Origin of the sequence: Oceanibacterium hippocampi (genome assembly GCF_900172325.1) — a bacterium.
GTDB classification, from domain to species: Bacteria; Pseudomonadota; Alphaproteobacteria; order Sneathiellales; family Sneathiellaceae; genus Oceanibacterium; species Oceanibacterium hippocampi.
This window is the reverse complement of the sequence record NZ_FWFR01000003.1, coordinates 119,753-134,424: the sequence shown is the minus strand read 5'-3', so window position 1 is coordinate 134,424 and position 14,672 is coordinate 119,753. Positions and strand designations below refer to the sequence as shown.

General features: G+C 68.1%; 12 protein-coding genes. 4 read left to right on the top strand and 8 right to left on the bottom strand.

Annotation, left to right across the window (positions count from 1 at the left end):
* Positions 1 to 30: 30 nt before the first annotated feature.
* From OCH7691_RS15955 to OCH7691_RS15940, 4 genes are all read right to left on the bottom strand, one after another.
* Positions 31 to 1,731 carry a formate--tetrahydrofolate ligase gene (locus OCH7691_RS15955; RefSeq protein ID WP_085884591.1) on the bottom strand — a complete coding sequence of 567 codons (1,701 nt, stop codon included), beginning with the start codon at positions 1,729 to 1,731 and terminating at the stop codon, positions 31 to 33.
* A gap of 147 nt (positions 1,732 to 1,878) precedes the next feature.
* Positions 1,879 to 4,635 carry a formate dehydrogenase subunit alpha gene (gene fdhF, locus OCH7691_RS15950; protein ID WP_085884590.1) on the bottom strand — a complete coding sequence of 919 codons (2,757 nt, stop codon included), beginning with the start codon at positions 4,633 to 4,635 and terminating at the stop codon, positions 1,879 to 1,881.
* The gene (locus OCH7691_RS15945; protein ID WP_085884589.1) at positions 4,632 to 6,347 is read right to left on the bottom strand and encodes an NAD(P)H-dependent oxidoreductase subunit E; all 1,716 of its coding nucleotides are present in this window, start codon (positions 6,345 to 6,347) and stop codon (positions 4,632 to 4,634) included. Before OCH7691_RS15945 ends, fdhF begins: the two co-directional genes overlap by 4 nt.
* A gap of 42 nt (positions 6,348 to 6,389) precedes the next feature.
* Positions 6,390 to 6,572, bottom strand: coding sequence for a DUF3553 domain-containing protein (locus tag OCH7691_RS15940; RefSeq protein WP_085885127.1), 183 nt, complete (start codon positions 6,570 to 6,572; stop codon positions 6,390 to 6,392).
* Positions 6,573 to 6,644: 72 nt separating this feature from the next.
* On the opposite strand from OCH7691_RS15940, the gene OCH7691_RS15935 reads away from it, so the two are divergent.
* Both OCH7691_RS15935 and OCH7691_RS15930 read left to right on the top strand, forming a co-directional pair.
* The gene (locus tag OCH7691_RS15935; RefSeq protein WP_176245106.1) at positions 6,645 to 7,310 is read left to right on the top strand and encodes a histidine phosphotransferase family protein; all 666 of its coding nucleotides are present in this window, start codon (positions 6,645 to 6,647) and stop codon (positions 7,308 to 7,310) included.
* 117 nt (positions 7,311 to 7,427) lie between these two features.
* Positions 7,428 to 8,078: a CheB methylesterase domain-containing protein gene (locus tag OCH7691_RS15930; protein ID WP_085884587.1), complete on the top strand. Its 651-nt coding sequence runs from the start codon at positions 7,428 to 7,430 to the stop codon at positions 8,076 to 8,078.
* 89 nt (positions 8,079 to 8,167) lie between these two features.
* On the opposite strand, the gene ctrA is transcribed toward OCH7691_RS15930, so the two are convergent.
* Positions 8,168 to 8,887 carry a response regulator transcription factor CtrA gene (ctrA, locus tag OCH7691_RS15925; RefSeq protein ID WP_085884586.1) on the bottom strand — a complete coding sequence of 240 codons (720 nt, stop codon included), beginning with the start codon at positions 8,885 to 8,887 and terminating at the stop codon, positions 8,168 to 8,170.
* Positions 8,888 to 9,108: 221 nt separating this feature from the next.
* On the opposite strand from ctrA, the gene fliI reads away from it, so the two are divergent.
* Both fliI and OCH7691_RS15915 read left to right on the top strand, forming a co-directional pair.
* A complete protein-coding gene (gene fliI / locus OCH7691_RS15920; RefSeq protein WP_217808083.1) occupies positions 9,109 to 10,434 on the top strand; it encodes a flagellar protein export ATPase FliI in 1,326 nt (441 codons plus the stop codon).
* A 21-nt stretch (positions 10,435 to 10,455) separates the two neighbouring features.
* The gene (locus OCH7691_RS15915) at positions 10,456 to 10,881 is read left to right on the top strand and encodes a flagellar export protein FliJ (RefSeq protein ID WP_085884584.1); all 426 of its coding nucleotides are present in this window, start codon (positions 10,456 to 10,458) and stop codon (positions 10,879 to 10,881) included.
* Between the two features lie 60 nt (positions 10,882 to 10,941).
* On the opposite strand, the gene OCH7691_RS15910 is transcribed toward OCH7691_RS15915, so the two are convergent.
* From OCH7691_RS15910 to OCH7691_RS15900, 3 genes are read right to left on the bottom strand one after another with little or no spacing between them, the layout of a single operon-like run.
* Entirely contained in the window at positions 10,942 to 12,753 is a 1,812-nt protein-coding gene (locus OCH7691_RS15910) for a hypothetical protein (RefSeq protein WP_085884583.1), read from the bottom strand.
* A gap of 3 nt (positions 12,754 to 12,756) precedes the next feature.
* Complete coding sequence (locus OCH7691_RS15905) at positions 12,757 to 13,587, bottom strand: MinD/ParA family protein (RefSeq protein WP_085884582.1); 831 nt, start codon at positions 13,585 to 13,587, stop codon at positions 12,757 to 12,759.
* Positions 13,584 to 14,660, bottom strand: coding sequence for a flagellar biosynthesis protein FlhF (locus tag OCH7691_RS15900; protein ID WP_085884581.1), 1,077 nt, complete (start codon positions 14,658 to 14,660; stop codon positions 13,584 to 13,586). Before OCH7691_RS15900 ends, OCH7691_RS15905 begins: the two co-directional genes overlap by 4 nt.
* Positions 14,661 to 14,672 lie beyond the last annotated feature (12 nt).

Genomic DNA, 14,672 nt, shown 5'->3' with positions numbered 1-14,672 from the left:
GCCAGCAGGGAAGGCTGTTGCCCGGCGGGCTCAGAACAGGCCGACGATCCGCCCGTCGCTGTCGACGCTGATGCGGTTCGCCGCCGGCACCCTCGGCAGTCCCGGCATGGTCATGATGTCGCCGCAGACGACGACCAGGAACTCGGCGCCGCTGGCGAGCCTGAGCTCGCGGATCGGGACCACGTGATTGGACGGCGCGCCCTTCAGGTTCGGATCTGTCGAGAAGCTGTACTGGGTCTTGGCAATGCAGACCGGGTAGTGGCCGAAGCCGCCGGACTGCAGCTCGGCGAAGCGCGCGCGGATCACCTTGTCGGCGATGATCCCCTGCGCCCCGTAGAGCGATTGCGCGATCGTCCGGACCTTGTCCCAGAGCGGCATCTCGTCCGGGTAAAGCGGGTGGAAGGCGGCCTCGTCCTTTTCGACGGTCGCGACCACGGCCTCGGCCAGTTCCGCCGCGCCGGCTCCGCCGCTCGCCCAGTGATCGCTCTCGATCACCTCGACGCCGAGCTCGGCGCCGATCTGGCGAACGAGGTCGCGCTCGGCTTCGGTGTCGGCCGAGAAACGGTTGATGGCGACGATCGCGGGCACGCCGAACTGGCGCACGTTCTCGACATGGCGGGCGAGATTCTCCGAGCCCTGCTTCAGCGCCTCGAGATTTTCCTGGCCCAGGTCTTCCTTGGCGACGCCGCCATGCATCTTGAGCGCGCGGATCGTGCAGACGACGACCGCGCAGGCGGGCTTCAGCCCGGCCTTGCGGCATTTGATGTCGAAGAATTTCTCAGCCCCGAGATCGGCGCCGAAGCCGGCCTCGGTGACCACGTAATCGGCGAGCTTGAGCGCCGTCCGGGTCGCCAGGACCGAGTTGCAGCCATGCGCGATGTTGGCGAACGGCCCGCCGTGGACGAAGGCCGGGTTGCCTTCCAGCGTCTGCACCAGGTTGGGCGCCAGCGCATCCTTCAGCAGCGCCGCCATGGCGCCGTGGGCTTCGAGCTGCCGGGCATAGACCGGCGTCTTTTCACGGGTGTAGCCGACGATGATGTTGCCGAGCCGCTCCTTCAGGTCGTCCAGGCTCCGCGCCAGGCAGAAGATCGCCATGACCTCGGAGGCGACGGTGATGTCGAAACCGTCCTCGCGCGGGAAGCCGTTGGCGACGCCGCCAAGCGACGAGGTGATCTGGCGAAGCGCCCGGTCGTTCATGTCGACGACGCGCCGGAAGGCAATCCGGCGCTGGTCGAGCTTGAGCTCGTTGCCCCAGTAGATGTGGTTGTCGATCATCGCTGCCAGCAGGTTGTGGGCGATGCCGATGGCGTGGAAGTCGCCGGTGAAATGGAGGTTGATGTCCTCCATCGGGACGACTTGTGCGTAACCGCCGCCGGCGGCGCCGCCCTTCATCCCGAAGCAGGGACCGAGCGAGGGCTCGCGCAGGCAGATCATCGCCTTCTTGCCGATATGGTTGAGCGCGTCGCCGAGGCCGACGGTCGTCGTCGTCTTGCCTTCGCCCGCCGGCGTTGGCGTCATCGCCGTGACCAGGATGAGCTTGCCGTCCGGCCGATCCTCCAGGCCGCGAACGCAATCGAAGGTGAGCTTCGCCTTGTGGTGGCCATAGGGATGCAGGTCGGTCTCGGCGAGGCCGAGCCGGTCGCGTGCCAGTTCGACGATCGGCCGCATGCGGGCCGCCTGGGCGATGTCGATGTCGGATTGCGGCGCCTTGTGCTGTTGAGCGTCGGCCATTGATTACCCCCCGAAAACGGCTCTTGCGCCTGTCACTCTGCGGAAATCGAGGCCACCCGCGATTCGTCGCAAGCGACATCGACTAACCCCTCCGCGCCTGTTTCGCCTCCCTCGCGGCCGGAACCGGCGCGCATTGTCGCGGCGCGGTCATTCCGCGGCGTCGCGGCCGGCCGTCGCGGGCTCCAGGCGAACGGCGCAATATTTCACCTCGGCGATCTTGCCGAAGGGGTCGAGCGCGTCATTGGTAAGGATGTTGGCGGCTGCCTCGGCGTAGCAGAAGGGAATGAAGATCATTCCTTCCGGCAGCGAGGAATCGAAGCGCGCCCGGAGCTCGATCGCGCCACGCCGGGTGACCACGCGGACCCGGTCGCCCGGGTCGATCCCGAACCGTTCGAGATCGCTTGGCGAGATCTCGACGGCGGCCTCCGGTTCGACCGCGTCGAGCACCCGGGTCCGCCGCGTCATCGCCCCGGTATGCCAGTGTTCGAGGACGCGGCCGGTGGTCAGCACGAGCGGGAAGTCGCGGTCCGGGCGTTCGTCCGGCGGCACCATCGCTGTCGGCACGAAGCGTCCGCGGCCGCTCTTGGTCGGGAAGCCCTCGGTGAAGATCACCGCCTCGCCGGGTTCGTCCTCGGCATGGCAGGGATAGGTGACGCAGCTTTCCCGCTCCAGGCGTTCCCAGCTGATGCCGGCGATCGACGGCATCGCCCGGCGCATCTCGGCGAAGGCTTCGGCCGGGCCGTCATAATGCCAGTCGAGGCCGAGGCGGCGGGCCATCTCCTGGATGATCCAGAGATCCTGGCGCGCCTCGCCCGGAAGCGGCAGGGCCTTGCGGCCGCGCTGCACCTGGCGATTGGTGTTGGTGACCGTGCCGTCCTTCTCGGGCCAGGCCGAGGCCGGCAGCACGACGTCGGCGAAGGCGGCGGTCTCGGTCAGGAACAGGTCCTGCACCACCAGGTGATCGAGCTTGGCGAGCGCCGCCCGGGCGTGGCTGACGTTCGGGTCCGACATCGCCGGGTTCTCGCCCATGATATACATCCCGCGGATCACCCCGCGATGCACTGCGTCGGTGATCTCGACCACGGTCAGGCCCGGTTCCGGATCGAGTTCCGTGCCCCACATCGCCTCGAAGCGGGCGCGCACCGCCGGATCGGAGACCGGCTGGTAATCGGGGAAGACCATCGGGATCAACCCGGCGTCCGAGGCGCCCTGCACGTTGTTCTGGCCGCGCAGGGGATGTAGCCCGGTGCCCGGACGGCCGACCTGTCCGGTCATCAGGGCGAGGCTGATCAGTGCCCGCGCATTGTCGGTGCCGTGGATATGCTGGCTCAGGCCCATGCCCCAGAAGATGATCGCCGACTTGGCGGTGGCGAAGGCGCGGGCAACCTCGCGGACGGTCTCCGGCTCGACCCCGGAGATCGCCGCCATCGCCTCGGGCGTGAAATCGCCGAGGCTCTCGGCCAGCGCCGCATAGCCCTCAGTATAGCCCTCGACATACTGCCGGTCGACCAGCCCTTCGGCGACGATCACCTGCAGCATCGAGTTGATCAGCGCGACATCGCTGCCGGGCCGGTGCTGCACCATCCAGGTGGCGTAGCGGCGCATCGCGGTGCCGCGCGGATCGATGATGATCAGCTTGGCGCCGCGCTTGGCGGCATTCTTGAAGAAGCTCGCCGCGACCGGGTGATTGACGGTCGGGTTGGCGCCGATCACCAGGATGACGTCGGCCTTCTCGGCATCGTTGAACGGCGCCGACACGGCGCCCGAGCCGACCGTTTCCATCAGCGCGGCGACCGAGGAGGCATGGCAGAGCCGCGTGCAGTGATCGACATTGTTGCTGCCGAAACCGGTCCGGACGAGTTTCTGGAACAGGTAGGCTTCCTCGTTCGAGCCCTTGGCCGAGCCGAAACCGGCCAGCGCCTTTCCGCCGTCCGCGTCACGGATGGCGCGCAGGCCAGCGGCGGCGCGATCGAGCGCCTCTTCCCAGGTTGCCTCGCGGAAATGGGTCAGCGGGTTCGCCGGATCGAGGTCGGCGATCGCGTCCTTGGCGATGCCGTCGCGGCGGATCAGCGGCTTCGTCAGCCGTTGCGGGCTGGACACGTAATCGAAGCCGAAGCGGCCCTTGACGCAGAGCCGGCCCAGATTGGCCGGCCCCTCGCGGCCGTCGACATAGAGAATCCGGTCGTCCTTGATCTTGTAGGTGATCTGGCAGCCGACCCCGCAATAGGGACAGACCGAATGCACTTCCCGGTCAACCTCCTGCTTGCCGACGCCGCCGGCCTCCATCAGCGCTCCGGTCGGGCAGGCCTGCACGCATTCGCCGCAGCCGACACAGGTCGAGGCGCCCATCGGGTCGTCGAAATCGAAGACGATCTTCGAATGCGCGCCGCGCCCGGCCATGCCGATCACGTCGTTGACCTGGATTTCCCGGCAGGCCCGGATACAGAGATTGCAGTTGATGCAGGCGTCGAGATTGACCGCCATCGCCGGATGGCTGAGATCGGCCTCCGGGCGCGGGCTTGCCGGCAGGCGGCTTTCGGAGACAGCCTGCAGGTCGGCCATCGCCCAGAAATGCGAGTTCGGGTCATGCGATGCCGCGCGCGCCGGCTGGTCGGCGAGCAGCATCTCGGTGACCATCTGGCGCGCCGTCTGGGCGCGCTCGCTGGCGCTCTTGACCACCATGCCCGGGGCCGGCTTGCGGATGCAGCTCGCCGCCAGCACGCGCTCGCCCTCGATCTCCACCATGCAGGCGCGGCAGTTGCCGTCCGCCGGATAACGCGCCTTGGTGCTGTAGCAGAGATGGGGAATCGTCGTGCCATGTCGCTCGGCGACCTGCCAGATCGTCTCCCCGGGGCCCGCCCCGACCTCCCGGCCGTCGAGCGTGAAGCGGATCGGATCGCTCATCGGACGTCCTCCGGGAAATAGCGGAACAGCGACAGCAGGCCGTTCGGCGCGGCCTGGCCGAGCCCGCAGATCGACGCGTCGGTCATGCAGCGGGCGACCTCGCCGAGCAACGGCCGGTCCCAGCGCTCCGCCGCCATCAGCGCCAGTGTCTTCTCGGCGCCGACCCGGCAGGGCGTGCACTGGCCGCAGGATTCGTCCTCGAAGAATTCCATCAGGTTGCGCGCCACGTCGGCGATGTCGTCGCCCTCCGCCAGCACGATCACCGCGGCCGAGCCGATGAAGCAGCCATGTGCCTCCAGCGTGCCGAAATCGAGCGGCAGGTCGGCCATCGAGGCCGGCAGGATGCCGCCCGAGGCGCCGCCCGGCAGGTAGCCCTTCAGGACCTTGCCATCGGCCATGCCGCCGCAGAATTCGTCGATCAGCTCGCGCGCCGTGATTCCGGCGGGGGCGATCTTGACGCCCGGCTCCCTGACGCGGCCGGAAACCGAGAAGCTGCGGAAGCCCTTGCTGCCGTTGCGCCCGCCCTCGGCGAACCAGTCCGGCCCCTTCTCGACGATGTCGCGGACCCAGAACAGGGTTTCGACATTGTTGATCAGGGTCGGGCGGCCGAACAGGCCGACCTGGCTCGGGAACGGGGGCTTGTGGCGTGGCAGGGCGCGCTTGCCCTCGAGGCTTTCGAGCATCGCCGATTCCTCGCCGCAGATATAGGCGCCGGCGCCGCGCCGGAGAATGATCCGGGTGCCGCCGGCGAGGCCGGCCTGTTCGAGCGCCGCGATCTCGCGGGTGAGGATGGCGCGTGCGTCCGCATATTCGTCGCGCAGGAATATGTATGCCTCATCCGCCTCCATTGCCCAGGCGGCAATCAGGATGCCTTCCAGCATGCGGTGCGGGTCGGACAGCAGGAAATGCCGGTCCTTGAAGGTGCCCGGCTCGCTCTCGTCGGCATTGACCGCGACCAGCCGCGGGCCGGGCTCCTGGCGGACGAAGCGCCATTTGCGGCCGGTCGGGAAGCCGGCGCCGCCGAGGCCCCGCAGGCCGCTCTTCTCCAGCCGCTCGACCAGGGTCTCGAACGACAGTGTGCCGCTCCGACAGGATTCCAGCAGCCGGTAGCCGCCGTCGGCGCGGTAGCGGACGAGATCGGGATAGTCGGGCAGGGCCGGCGGCGCCTCCCCCTTCAGCGCGACCTCGGTCGCTGCAGCGGCGGAATCCGCGGTCGCGCGCTCGACGTAGGTCTCGCCGCCGACGCGCACCACCGGTGCCATGTCGCAGCGTCCCATGCAGGCTGCGTGGGTGACGCGCAGGCTCCCGCCGTAGCGCCGGACCAGCGCCTCCTGCAGGCCGGCAGCCCCGGCGAGGGCGCAACTCAGGCTGTCGCAGACCCGGATGGTGAGCGCCACCGGCTTCGCGGTCTCGTCGGTGACGACGTCGAAATTGTGATAGAAGGTCGCAACCTCGTAAACCTCGGAGAGCGACAGCCGCATCTCCTCGGCAAGTGCGGCGAGATGGCCGGCCGCGAGCCGGCCGTAGCGGTCCTGTATCCGGTGCAGGTACTCGATCAGCAGGTCGGGGCGGCGGGGATCGTCTACGAGCAGCGCGCGCACATCGTTCCGGTCCTCCGGCCGGGCCTGCCGGCCTCGCTCCTGCATCCGGCCTTTCCGCTTGTGGCGGCCGGGAGGAACTGGTGTGCCGATCGATGTTACCGCGTCCGTCATGCTAACCCCCGCTACGCGTTTCGTGCGTCCCCGAGAGGTGTTCTACTCGATTTCCTCCGGCCGGACAGGGACAAGTTCGACATTGTCGGCGCGTATGAGTCGCTTTCCGGCATGTTCGAAATTGACGGTGACGCGAAGCCCGATGACGGATTGGACCTGTCCGATGCCCCAATCGGGCTGGTCCGGATGACGGACAAGCGCCCCGGGGCAGGTGAACAGACTCATGCGCATGGAACTTCTCCTTCCACTCATACTTCGGGCGCCAAGCAAGGCATTGCAATACGCGGCGCCATTGCCATGATGGCCGCTCACAACAGACTGGTCGACCTGATGCCCGATACGAAACTTGCCGCGTTGCTGTGTTCCCGCCTTTGCCACGATGTGATCAGCCCGGTCGGGGCGGTCAATAACGGGATCGAGATTCTCGAGGACGAGGAGGAGCCCGCGATCCGCGAAGAGGCGGTGAAGCTGCTGTCGGTAAGCGCCCGGGAAGCGGTCGCCAAGCTGCAGTTCTACCGCCTTGCCTTCGGCTTCTCGGGCGGGCCGGACACGCGCATCCCGGTGCGCGACGTGCACCGGCTGGTCGCCGGGCTGTTCGAATTCTCGAAAGCCGAGCTTGTCTGGCCGGACGGCCCGGGTTCGCCGCACGACCTGCCCAAGGATGCCGCCAAGGTGCTGGCGCTGCTGCTGTCGATCGCGCTGGCGGCGATGCCACGCGGCGGCACCATCGCGGTCAGGGGCGCCGGCGGCGACGACTGGGAGTATCGGGTCAGCGGCCGGGGGAGGGTGGTTTTCGACGAGGCCGCGACGAATGCGCTGGCGGGTCGAATCGCGCTCGACGACGTGACCCCCCGCGACGTGCCCTATTACATGGCTCGCCTGCTTGCCGACGAACTCGGCGCCGCGCTTGCGCTCGAGCGCGCGTCGGAAGACCAGGTCGAGCTTGCCTTCAGCGCGGCTTGAAACGCACGGGTTGCGAATATCCCGTTTCATTCAATTTTAGGACTTCGCGGTCACGCTGCGGAACGTGACGGGCGCCTCTCCCTGACGCCATGTTGCTTTCCCGGAGATGGCCGCTCGATGCATCCCGACATAGAACAGCCTGCGGATGCGTCGCCGATCCGCCTGCGCCCGGTTTCGCGCCTGCGGCCGCAGGCGATCGCGGTCGGCTGCTCGACCGGCGGGCCGCAGGCCCTGCAGGCCTTTCTCGAGGCACTTCGACCGCCGCTCGACCTGCCGGTCTTCGTCGTGCAGCACATGCCGGCGACATTCACCGCGATCCTTGCCGCGCAGCTCGCCCGCGAATGCGGCGCCGACTGCCACGAAGGGCAGGACGGCGAGCCGGTCGGCGCCGGACGAATATACATCGCGCCGGGCGGCCATCACATGTCGGTGGAGCGGCGAGGCGACGCGGAACCGGTCATCCGGATCCACCGACAGGCACCGGTGAACTTCTGCCGCCCGTCCGTCGACGTCCTGCTGGACGGCCTGGCCAAGGTCTATGACTGCAGGGTCCTGACGGTAATGCTGAGCGGCACGGGCGAGGACGGTCTGGCCGGTGTCCGCGCCGTCGTTGCCGGTGGCGGCATGGCGGTTGCCCAGGACGCGGGGACGAGCGTCGCCTGGGGCATGCCTGGCGCCGTCGCCAGAGCCGGCCTCTGCACGGCTGTGCTGCCGCCGGGCGAGATCGGCGCACGGGTGCGGGGGCTTGTCGCCGGCAGCGCGGCCTGAATCCGAATCCTTCGGACTACCTTGTCTGCAACGAAAAACGGCCCGGCATGATGCCGGACCGCTTTCGGTCGTCTTCGGAGATCGGGAGATCAGCCCGCCGCGGCGCGCCTCTTCCCGGCAGTGTCGGGGGTTTCTTCCGGGTCGCGCAGCACGTAGCCGCGGCCCCAGACGGTCTCGATGTAATTGTCGCCTTCGGTCGCCTGGGCGAGCTTCTTGCGAAGCTTGCAGACGAAGACGTCGATGATCTTGAGTTCCGGCTCGTCCATGCCGCCGTAGAGATGGTTCAGGAACATCTCCTTGGTGAGCGTCGTGCCCTTGCGCAGGCTCAACAGCTCCAGCATCCCGTATTCCTTGCCGGTCAGGTGCAGCCTCTGGCCGTCGACCTCGACTGACTTCGAATCGAGATTCACGGCCAGACGCCCGGTCTTGATGATGGATTGTGCGTGCCCTTTCGAGCGGCGCACGATGGCGCGAATGCGCGCCACCAGTTCATCCTTGTTGAACGGCTTTGTCAGGTAGTCGTCGGCGCCGAAGCCGAGACCCATGACCTTCTTGTCCGGCTCCGACATGCCTGAAAGGATCAGAATCGGTGTCGCAACCTTCGACGTGCGGAGCTTCTTCAGTACGTCGTAACCCGACATGTCCGGAAGGTTGAGATCCAGAATGATGATGTCGTAGTCATACAACTTGCCGAGATCCAGACCTTCCTCGCCGAGATCCGTGGCGTAGATGCTGAAGCCCTCCGCCGACAGCATCAGTTCGATGCTGCGGGTCATGGCACTGTCGTCTTCGATCAATAAAACGCGCATAGCGACCTCCCTCAATCGAGATCCGTTATCGGCAATTTACCTTAATAAACAATTAAAACCAGACAGCTTCGTTAATAATTATTGATGCGGAATGTGCGCGGCTTCGGATGGCGGTTTTACCGAACATTAAGCGTGACGGGCGACACTCCGGCTTGTTGCCCGTCAGCAATATCCGCGCGGTCCCGCCACCGTACCATTTCCGGATCTCACGAGGGTTATTCTTGCGAAGCGTAAAGGCCGATCTGGCGCGTATTCCCACCCACAGGCTTTATGGCCGGGTCGCCGCCGTACAGGGACTGCTGATCGAGATCGCCGGCATCGAGCGCGAGGTCAGCATCGGCAGCCGGCTGCGCGTTCTCGGCCGCGAGGGCCGTTCTGTGAAAGTCGAGGCGGTGGGATTCCGCGGCGGCCGCGTTCTGGCGATGCCGTTCGACTCGCTCGAAGGGGTCGGGATCGGCTGCAAGGCGATCGTCGAAGGCCAGGACGGCTTCATCTATCCGGACGAATCCTGGCTCGGCCGAGTGGTCAACGCGATGGGCGAGCCGATCGACGGGGGGCCGCCGCTGGCCCGCGGCTCGGTCGCCTGCGCGCTTCGCCAGGCCCCGCCGCCGCCGCAGTCGCGCCAGCGAGTCGCCGGCAAGATCGACCTGGGCGTCAAGGCGCTCAACACCTTCATCACCTGTTGCCGCGGCCAGCGCATGGGCATCTTCGCCGGTTCCGGTGTCGGCAAGTCGGTGCTGATGTCGATGCTGGCGCGCTACACGGAAGCCGATGTGAGCATCATCGGGCTGGTCGGCGAGCGCGGCCGGGAAGTCCAGGAGTTCATCGAGGACGACCTCGGGCCCGAAGGTCTCGCGCGCAGTGTCGTCGTCGTTTCGACATCGGACGAGCCGCCGCTGATGCGCCGCCAGGCGGCTTACCTGACACTCACGCTGGCGGAATATTTCCGCGATCGCCAGAAGGACGTGCTCTGCCTAATGGATTCGGTGACGCGCTTTGCCATGGCTCAGCGCGAGATCGGGCTCTCGAGCGGCGAACCGCCGACCACCAAGGGGTATACGCCGACCGTTTTCGCCGAATTGCCGAAGCTGCTGGAGCGCGCCGGGCCGGGCACCGGCGCCGGTTCGATCACCGGACTGTTCGCGGTTCTGGTCGAGGGCGATGACCACAACGAGCCGATCGCCGACGCCGTGCGCGGCATTCTCGACGGCCATATCGTCCTGCAGCGGGCGATCGCCGAGCGTGGCCGTTATCCGGCCATCAATATCCTGCAGTCGATCTCGCGGACCATGCCGGGCTGCAACGACGAGCAGGAGAACGATCTCGTGCGCGCCGCGCGCGGATTGCTTTCGACTTACGAGGACATGGCCGAGCTGATCCGCCTCGGCGCCTACCGGGCCGGCACCGACCCGAAGGTCGATGAGGCGATCCGGTATTACCCGGCACTCGAGGCGTTCCTCAGCCAGAAGAAGGAAGAACGTGTAACGCTTGCTGCGGGCTATGCGGCGCTGGCCGATCTGCTGGCCGACGGCAGCCAGGCGCAATAGTACAAGAAACGGGGGTAAGACATGTCAACCAAGGGACTGAACACGTTGATCCGCGCCCAGCGCTGGCGGCTCGATGAGCAGCGCCGGCAACTGGCCGAACTGGGTCGCATGAAGAGCGAGATGGAGACCCAGGTCGCCGCGATCGACGACCAGTTCGCGGCCGAGCAGCGGGCCGCCGGTGAAGACCGTGACGTGGTGTTTGCCTTCCCCGCTTATGCCCGCGAGATGCGGACCCGGCGCAACGCGATCCTGCAATCGGTCGAGGAACTCGAACGCCAGATCGAACGGGCCCATGAGGACGTTTCCGCGGCGTTCCAGGAACTCAAGCGTTACGAACTTGCTGTCGAGGCCGACGAACGGAAGCGGGAGCTTGCCGAACGGCGGCGCGAACAGCGCGACATGGACGAGCGCGCCGCCCGCATGCTGATGCGGCGGGCCGGCTATTAGGATTACTGATTCGCGTCGCTGATCCGGCCGCGCCGGCCGGGCGGCGCGGACCGGCCCCGTTCAGGCGAGAAAGGCCTCGTGCGCGGCCCGGGATTCGATGTCGCCGCGCGGATCGACGGGGAAGGGGCGGACGACCTGGAAGCTCAGTCCGCCGGTGATCCCGGTGATGGCGAGCGATTCCTCGAAAATCGCAGCGACTCCCCGCCTGAGCGATATCGGCAGCACGCGCTGGCTGCGCACATAGAGATCGAGCCGCCGCCTGCGCAGCCAGCCGTCGATCTGCAGCGGTCCCATGCTTTGCAGTTCCAGATCGAGCACGAACCGGGTTTCCTCGCCGCTCTTCTCGCCGTCGGTGTCGTCCCGGCGGGGATGGCGCAGGAAGACGCTCAGCTGTTGCAGATCGCGGCCGTCGTAGAATGGTACCAGCAGGGTTCGCCATTCGCTGTCTTGCCGGTCGCGTGCGAGGCGGGACAGGGTCGCGAAATCGTCGTCAAGCCGGGCGAGAAGGTCGCGACGGCCGGCCCGTTCGAGCGCCGCCGTGGCGTCGTGACCCAGCCAGGACCCGACGCCGTTGTTTCCGAGCGCCGCCAGGAAGAACAGGATATCGGCGGCCAGTCGCGGCCCGGCGGTCGGAATGCGGCTTGCCGCGAGCTGTCCCGCATAGCCGGGATCGATCGCCGCGAGCACACCGATCGCCTGTTCCAGCGCAGGCCAATGGCTTGCGAATTCGCTGGCCGGGTGGCCGGTGGCGGGCAGCAGCAGCGGCGCCAGCGGCGCCGGGGGCGTACGGCCGGTAATCGCGAAGGTGACTTCCTGTCCGGCCGGCAGCGCCGCCCGGCTGTCGATCTGCAGCAACGACGTGCCGATCCTGACCTGGAGATTGCCGGCCAGCCCGGGGCTGGTGGCGATCCCGGTGAACCGGTTCGCGGCATCGCCGTTCGATGCCGGGACGATGCGAATGTTCAGGACTTCGCCGGTCGCGAAGGCGGATTGTGTCGGGGGGGCGCCGGCGCCGGAACTGACGACGAACGCTCGCAACGCACGACCTTGCGTGATCGGCGCCTCACCGGCCGCGAAGGACAGGGCGGTCGCCGGCAGCGAGGCGGGATGCGGCGTCGCGATTGCCGTCGGCGACGGAGCCGGGACGGAGCCGGACGCCGGTATGTTCGGGACGGCGGCCTGCTGCATGTTCGGGCCGCTGGTCATCGGACCGGGCGCCGCGGTCGCGATATTGCTGGAGCCGCCGACACCAGCCGGGATGTTCGGGGCGGCGGCGATGGCCGTCGACGGCAGCGTCGGCGCGGTCGGCGGGCCGTAGGACGGCGGGCCATGCGCCGGCGGTTGTGAAGGCGGCGGCGGAGCCGCAGTCGTCGGTCCCGGTGGCAGGAGCGGCGCGGGCGGAACCGCTCCGGCGGGAGCGGCGCGGCCGGCATTCTGGATCAGGGCCGAGTAGCCGCCCTGCGTCGGTGCGTTGCCGGTCGGATGCAGGGCGATCTCTGCCGGCTGGGCGATCACGCGGCCATCGATGGAGACGAGGATCGCGCGGATTGCCTGGCCAAGACCGAGGATCTCGAGCGAGAGCCGGGTTGCCGGCGGCAGGGCCCGGGGCAGCACCACCGTGAAGCGGCCGGCATCGCTCTGGATCACGGTCTCGCCTGCCGGGGTCTGCTGCTGGACGATGGCTTCCAGGCGGGCGCCGATCCGCAGCCGGGCAATGGCGCCCGAGAGGTCATAGGCCGGATCCGCATGGCCCCCGGTGGCGGCGGCCGGCTGGGGGGCCGCGACCGGCGTCGGCGCCTGTCCCCGCGATGCCGGGCCGGGCGCGCTGACGCCCGATGCCGGTACCGAGGAGGTGCCGCGCAGGTCGCTCATTGTTCAGCCTCCGGGACTTCCGCCGGATTCCAGTTCGCGGCAAAGCGATTGCGCCAGCGCCTCGATATCGCTGGCGACCCGGGAATTCGGGTGGCGGATGAAGATCGCGGTCTGGTGGCGGATCGCGTCGCGGACCTTGTCGTCGCGATGCACGATGCCGGCCAGCGGCGGCGACAGCTTGAGGAAATTCTCGCAGGCCCGGCGAAGCTTCTCGTAGGTTCGCTGGGCCTCCGCCTTCGACGTCGCCATGTTGACGACGATGCGGATGTCGGCCCCGGGAATCTGCGCCGCCGTGACCTTGATGAAGGCATAGGCGTCGGTTAGCGAGGTCGGCTCCTCCGTGGCGATGACCAGCTTCGGCCCGCTCGGCACGGTCAGGGCGCGGACCGGCTGATCGATGCCGGCGCCGAGATCGAGGACGATGGCGTCGTAACCGGCGGCGAGCGCGAAGAGATCCTCGCGGAGGGCCTGCAGTTCGGCACGCCCGAGCGCCGCCAGACTGCCCGAGCCGGAGCGCCCGGCCAGGATATCGAAGCCGCCTTCCGGGAAACGGGTCACCGCGTCCGCCAGCCGCAGCCGGCCGGCGACCACGGCGCCAAGATCGTGTTCCGGCACCAGGCCGAGCTGCACGTCGACATTGGCCAATCCGAGATCGCCGTCGAAGAGCAGGCTCCTACGCCCCTCGCGGGCGATCGCATGGGTCAGGCTGATGGCCAGCACGGTCTTGCCGACGCCGCCCTTGCCCGAGGCGATGGTCACGATGTTTCGGCCGGCGGTCCGCGATGCCGGGTGGTGGAGCGGACGGGCGGGCCTGCTGCTTTCGGGGAGGGTCATCGGGCGGCCTCGCTGAGGTCGGTAAACTGGAGCGGCTGCAACGGGTCACGTATCAGGAGCCGCGCCAGTTTCACCGGATTGAGGGTGGAAAGGCCGTGCGCCGCCGATGGCGCATGGCAGATATGGGAGAGCGCGAGACCGCTGCCGGCCGCCGCGCAGACGATGCCGCCGAGCCGCCGGCTGGCATCGGCCCGGGTGACGATCAGCCGCGACGCGCCGATCTTGGCGAAGGCCTGGGCCTGATCGGCCATTTCCTCCGGATCGAATCCGGCAGCCAGGACCAGCACGATCTCGGCATCGGCGGCGACGGCCAGGCGGGCCGTCGCGGTCATCTGATCGGGCGAGTAGGGGTCGACACCGGCGCTGTCGATGAGGAGCGGCGCGCTTGCCCCGGCGATCCGCTCGGCGAGCGCCTCCGGCCCGTCCGCCTTGGACAACGGCAGGTCGAGGATGCGCGTGAAGCCGGCAAGCTGGGCCATCGCGCCCGGCCGGCTGACATCCGTGGTGACGATCTCGGGCGCGGTGCCTGCCAGCGCCATCTGGGTCGCGATCTTGGCCAGGGTGAGGGTCTTGCCGCTGCCGGACGGCCCGACGAACAGGATCGGCCGGCGCGCCGGCAGTTGCAGCGGCTTGAAGCGGAAACGCTCGTCGAAGGCGGCGGCCAGTGCGATCGTCGCCTCGTCCGCGCCGGCGGCCAGCGCGAGGCGGCCGAGTCGCTCGCCGAGCCGGGACGGGATGCCATGAAAGGCGAGCACGGCGACGAGGTCGTCGATCAGCTTGCGCGTCGCGGGATCGGTTTTCTCGGCGGCGGGTTCGGCCGCGCCGTTCACGAGCGGGGCGGTCACGCCGGCCGGTTCCGCCCAGTCGTTGCTCCAGTTCGTTTCCCAGTCGGGCAGGCCCGGTCCGGAGGTGTCGCCGACGCCCACCTCGGCGATCTCGTCGATTGCCGCGGTGACCTCGACCTTGCCGTTCTTCTGCTGGCTGGAAAGGATGATCGCGTCGTCGCCGAGCCGCTCGCGCACGGCGCGCATGGCCTGGTTCATCGACGGCGCGGTGAAGGAATGGATGCGCATTGCCGGGCCCGC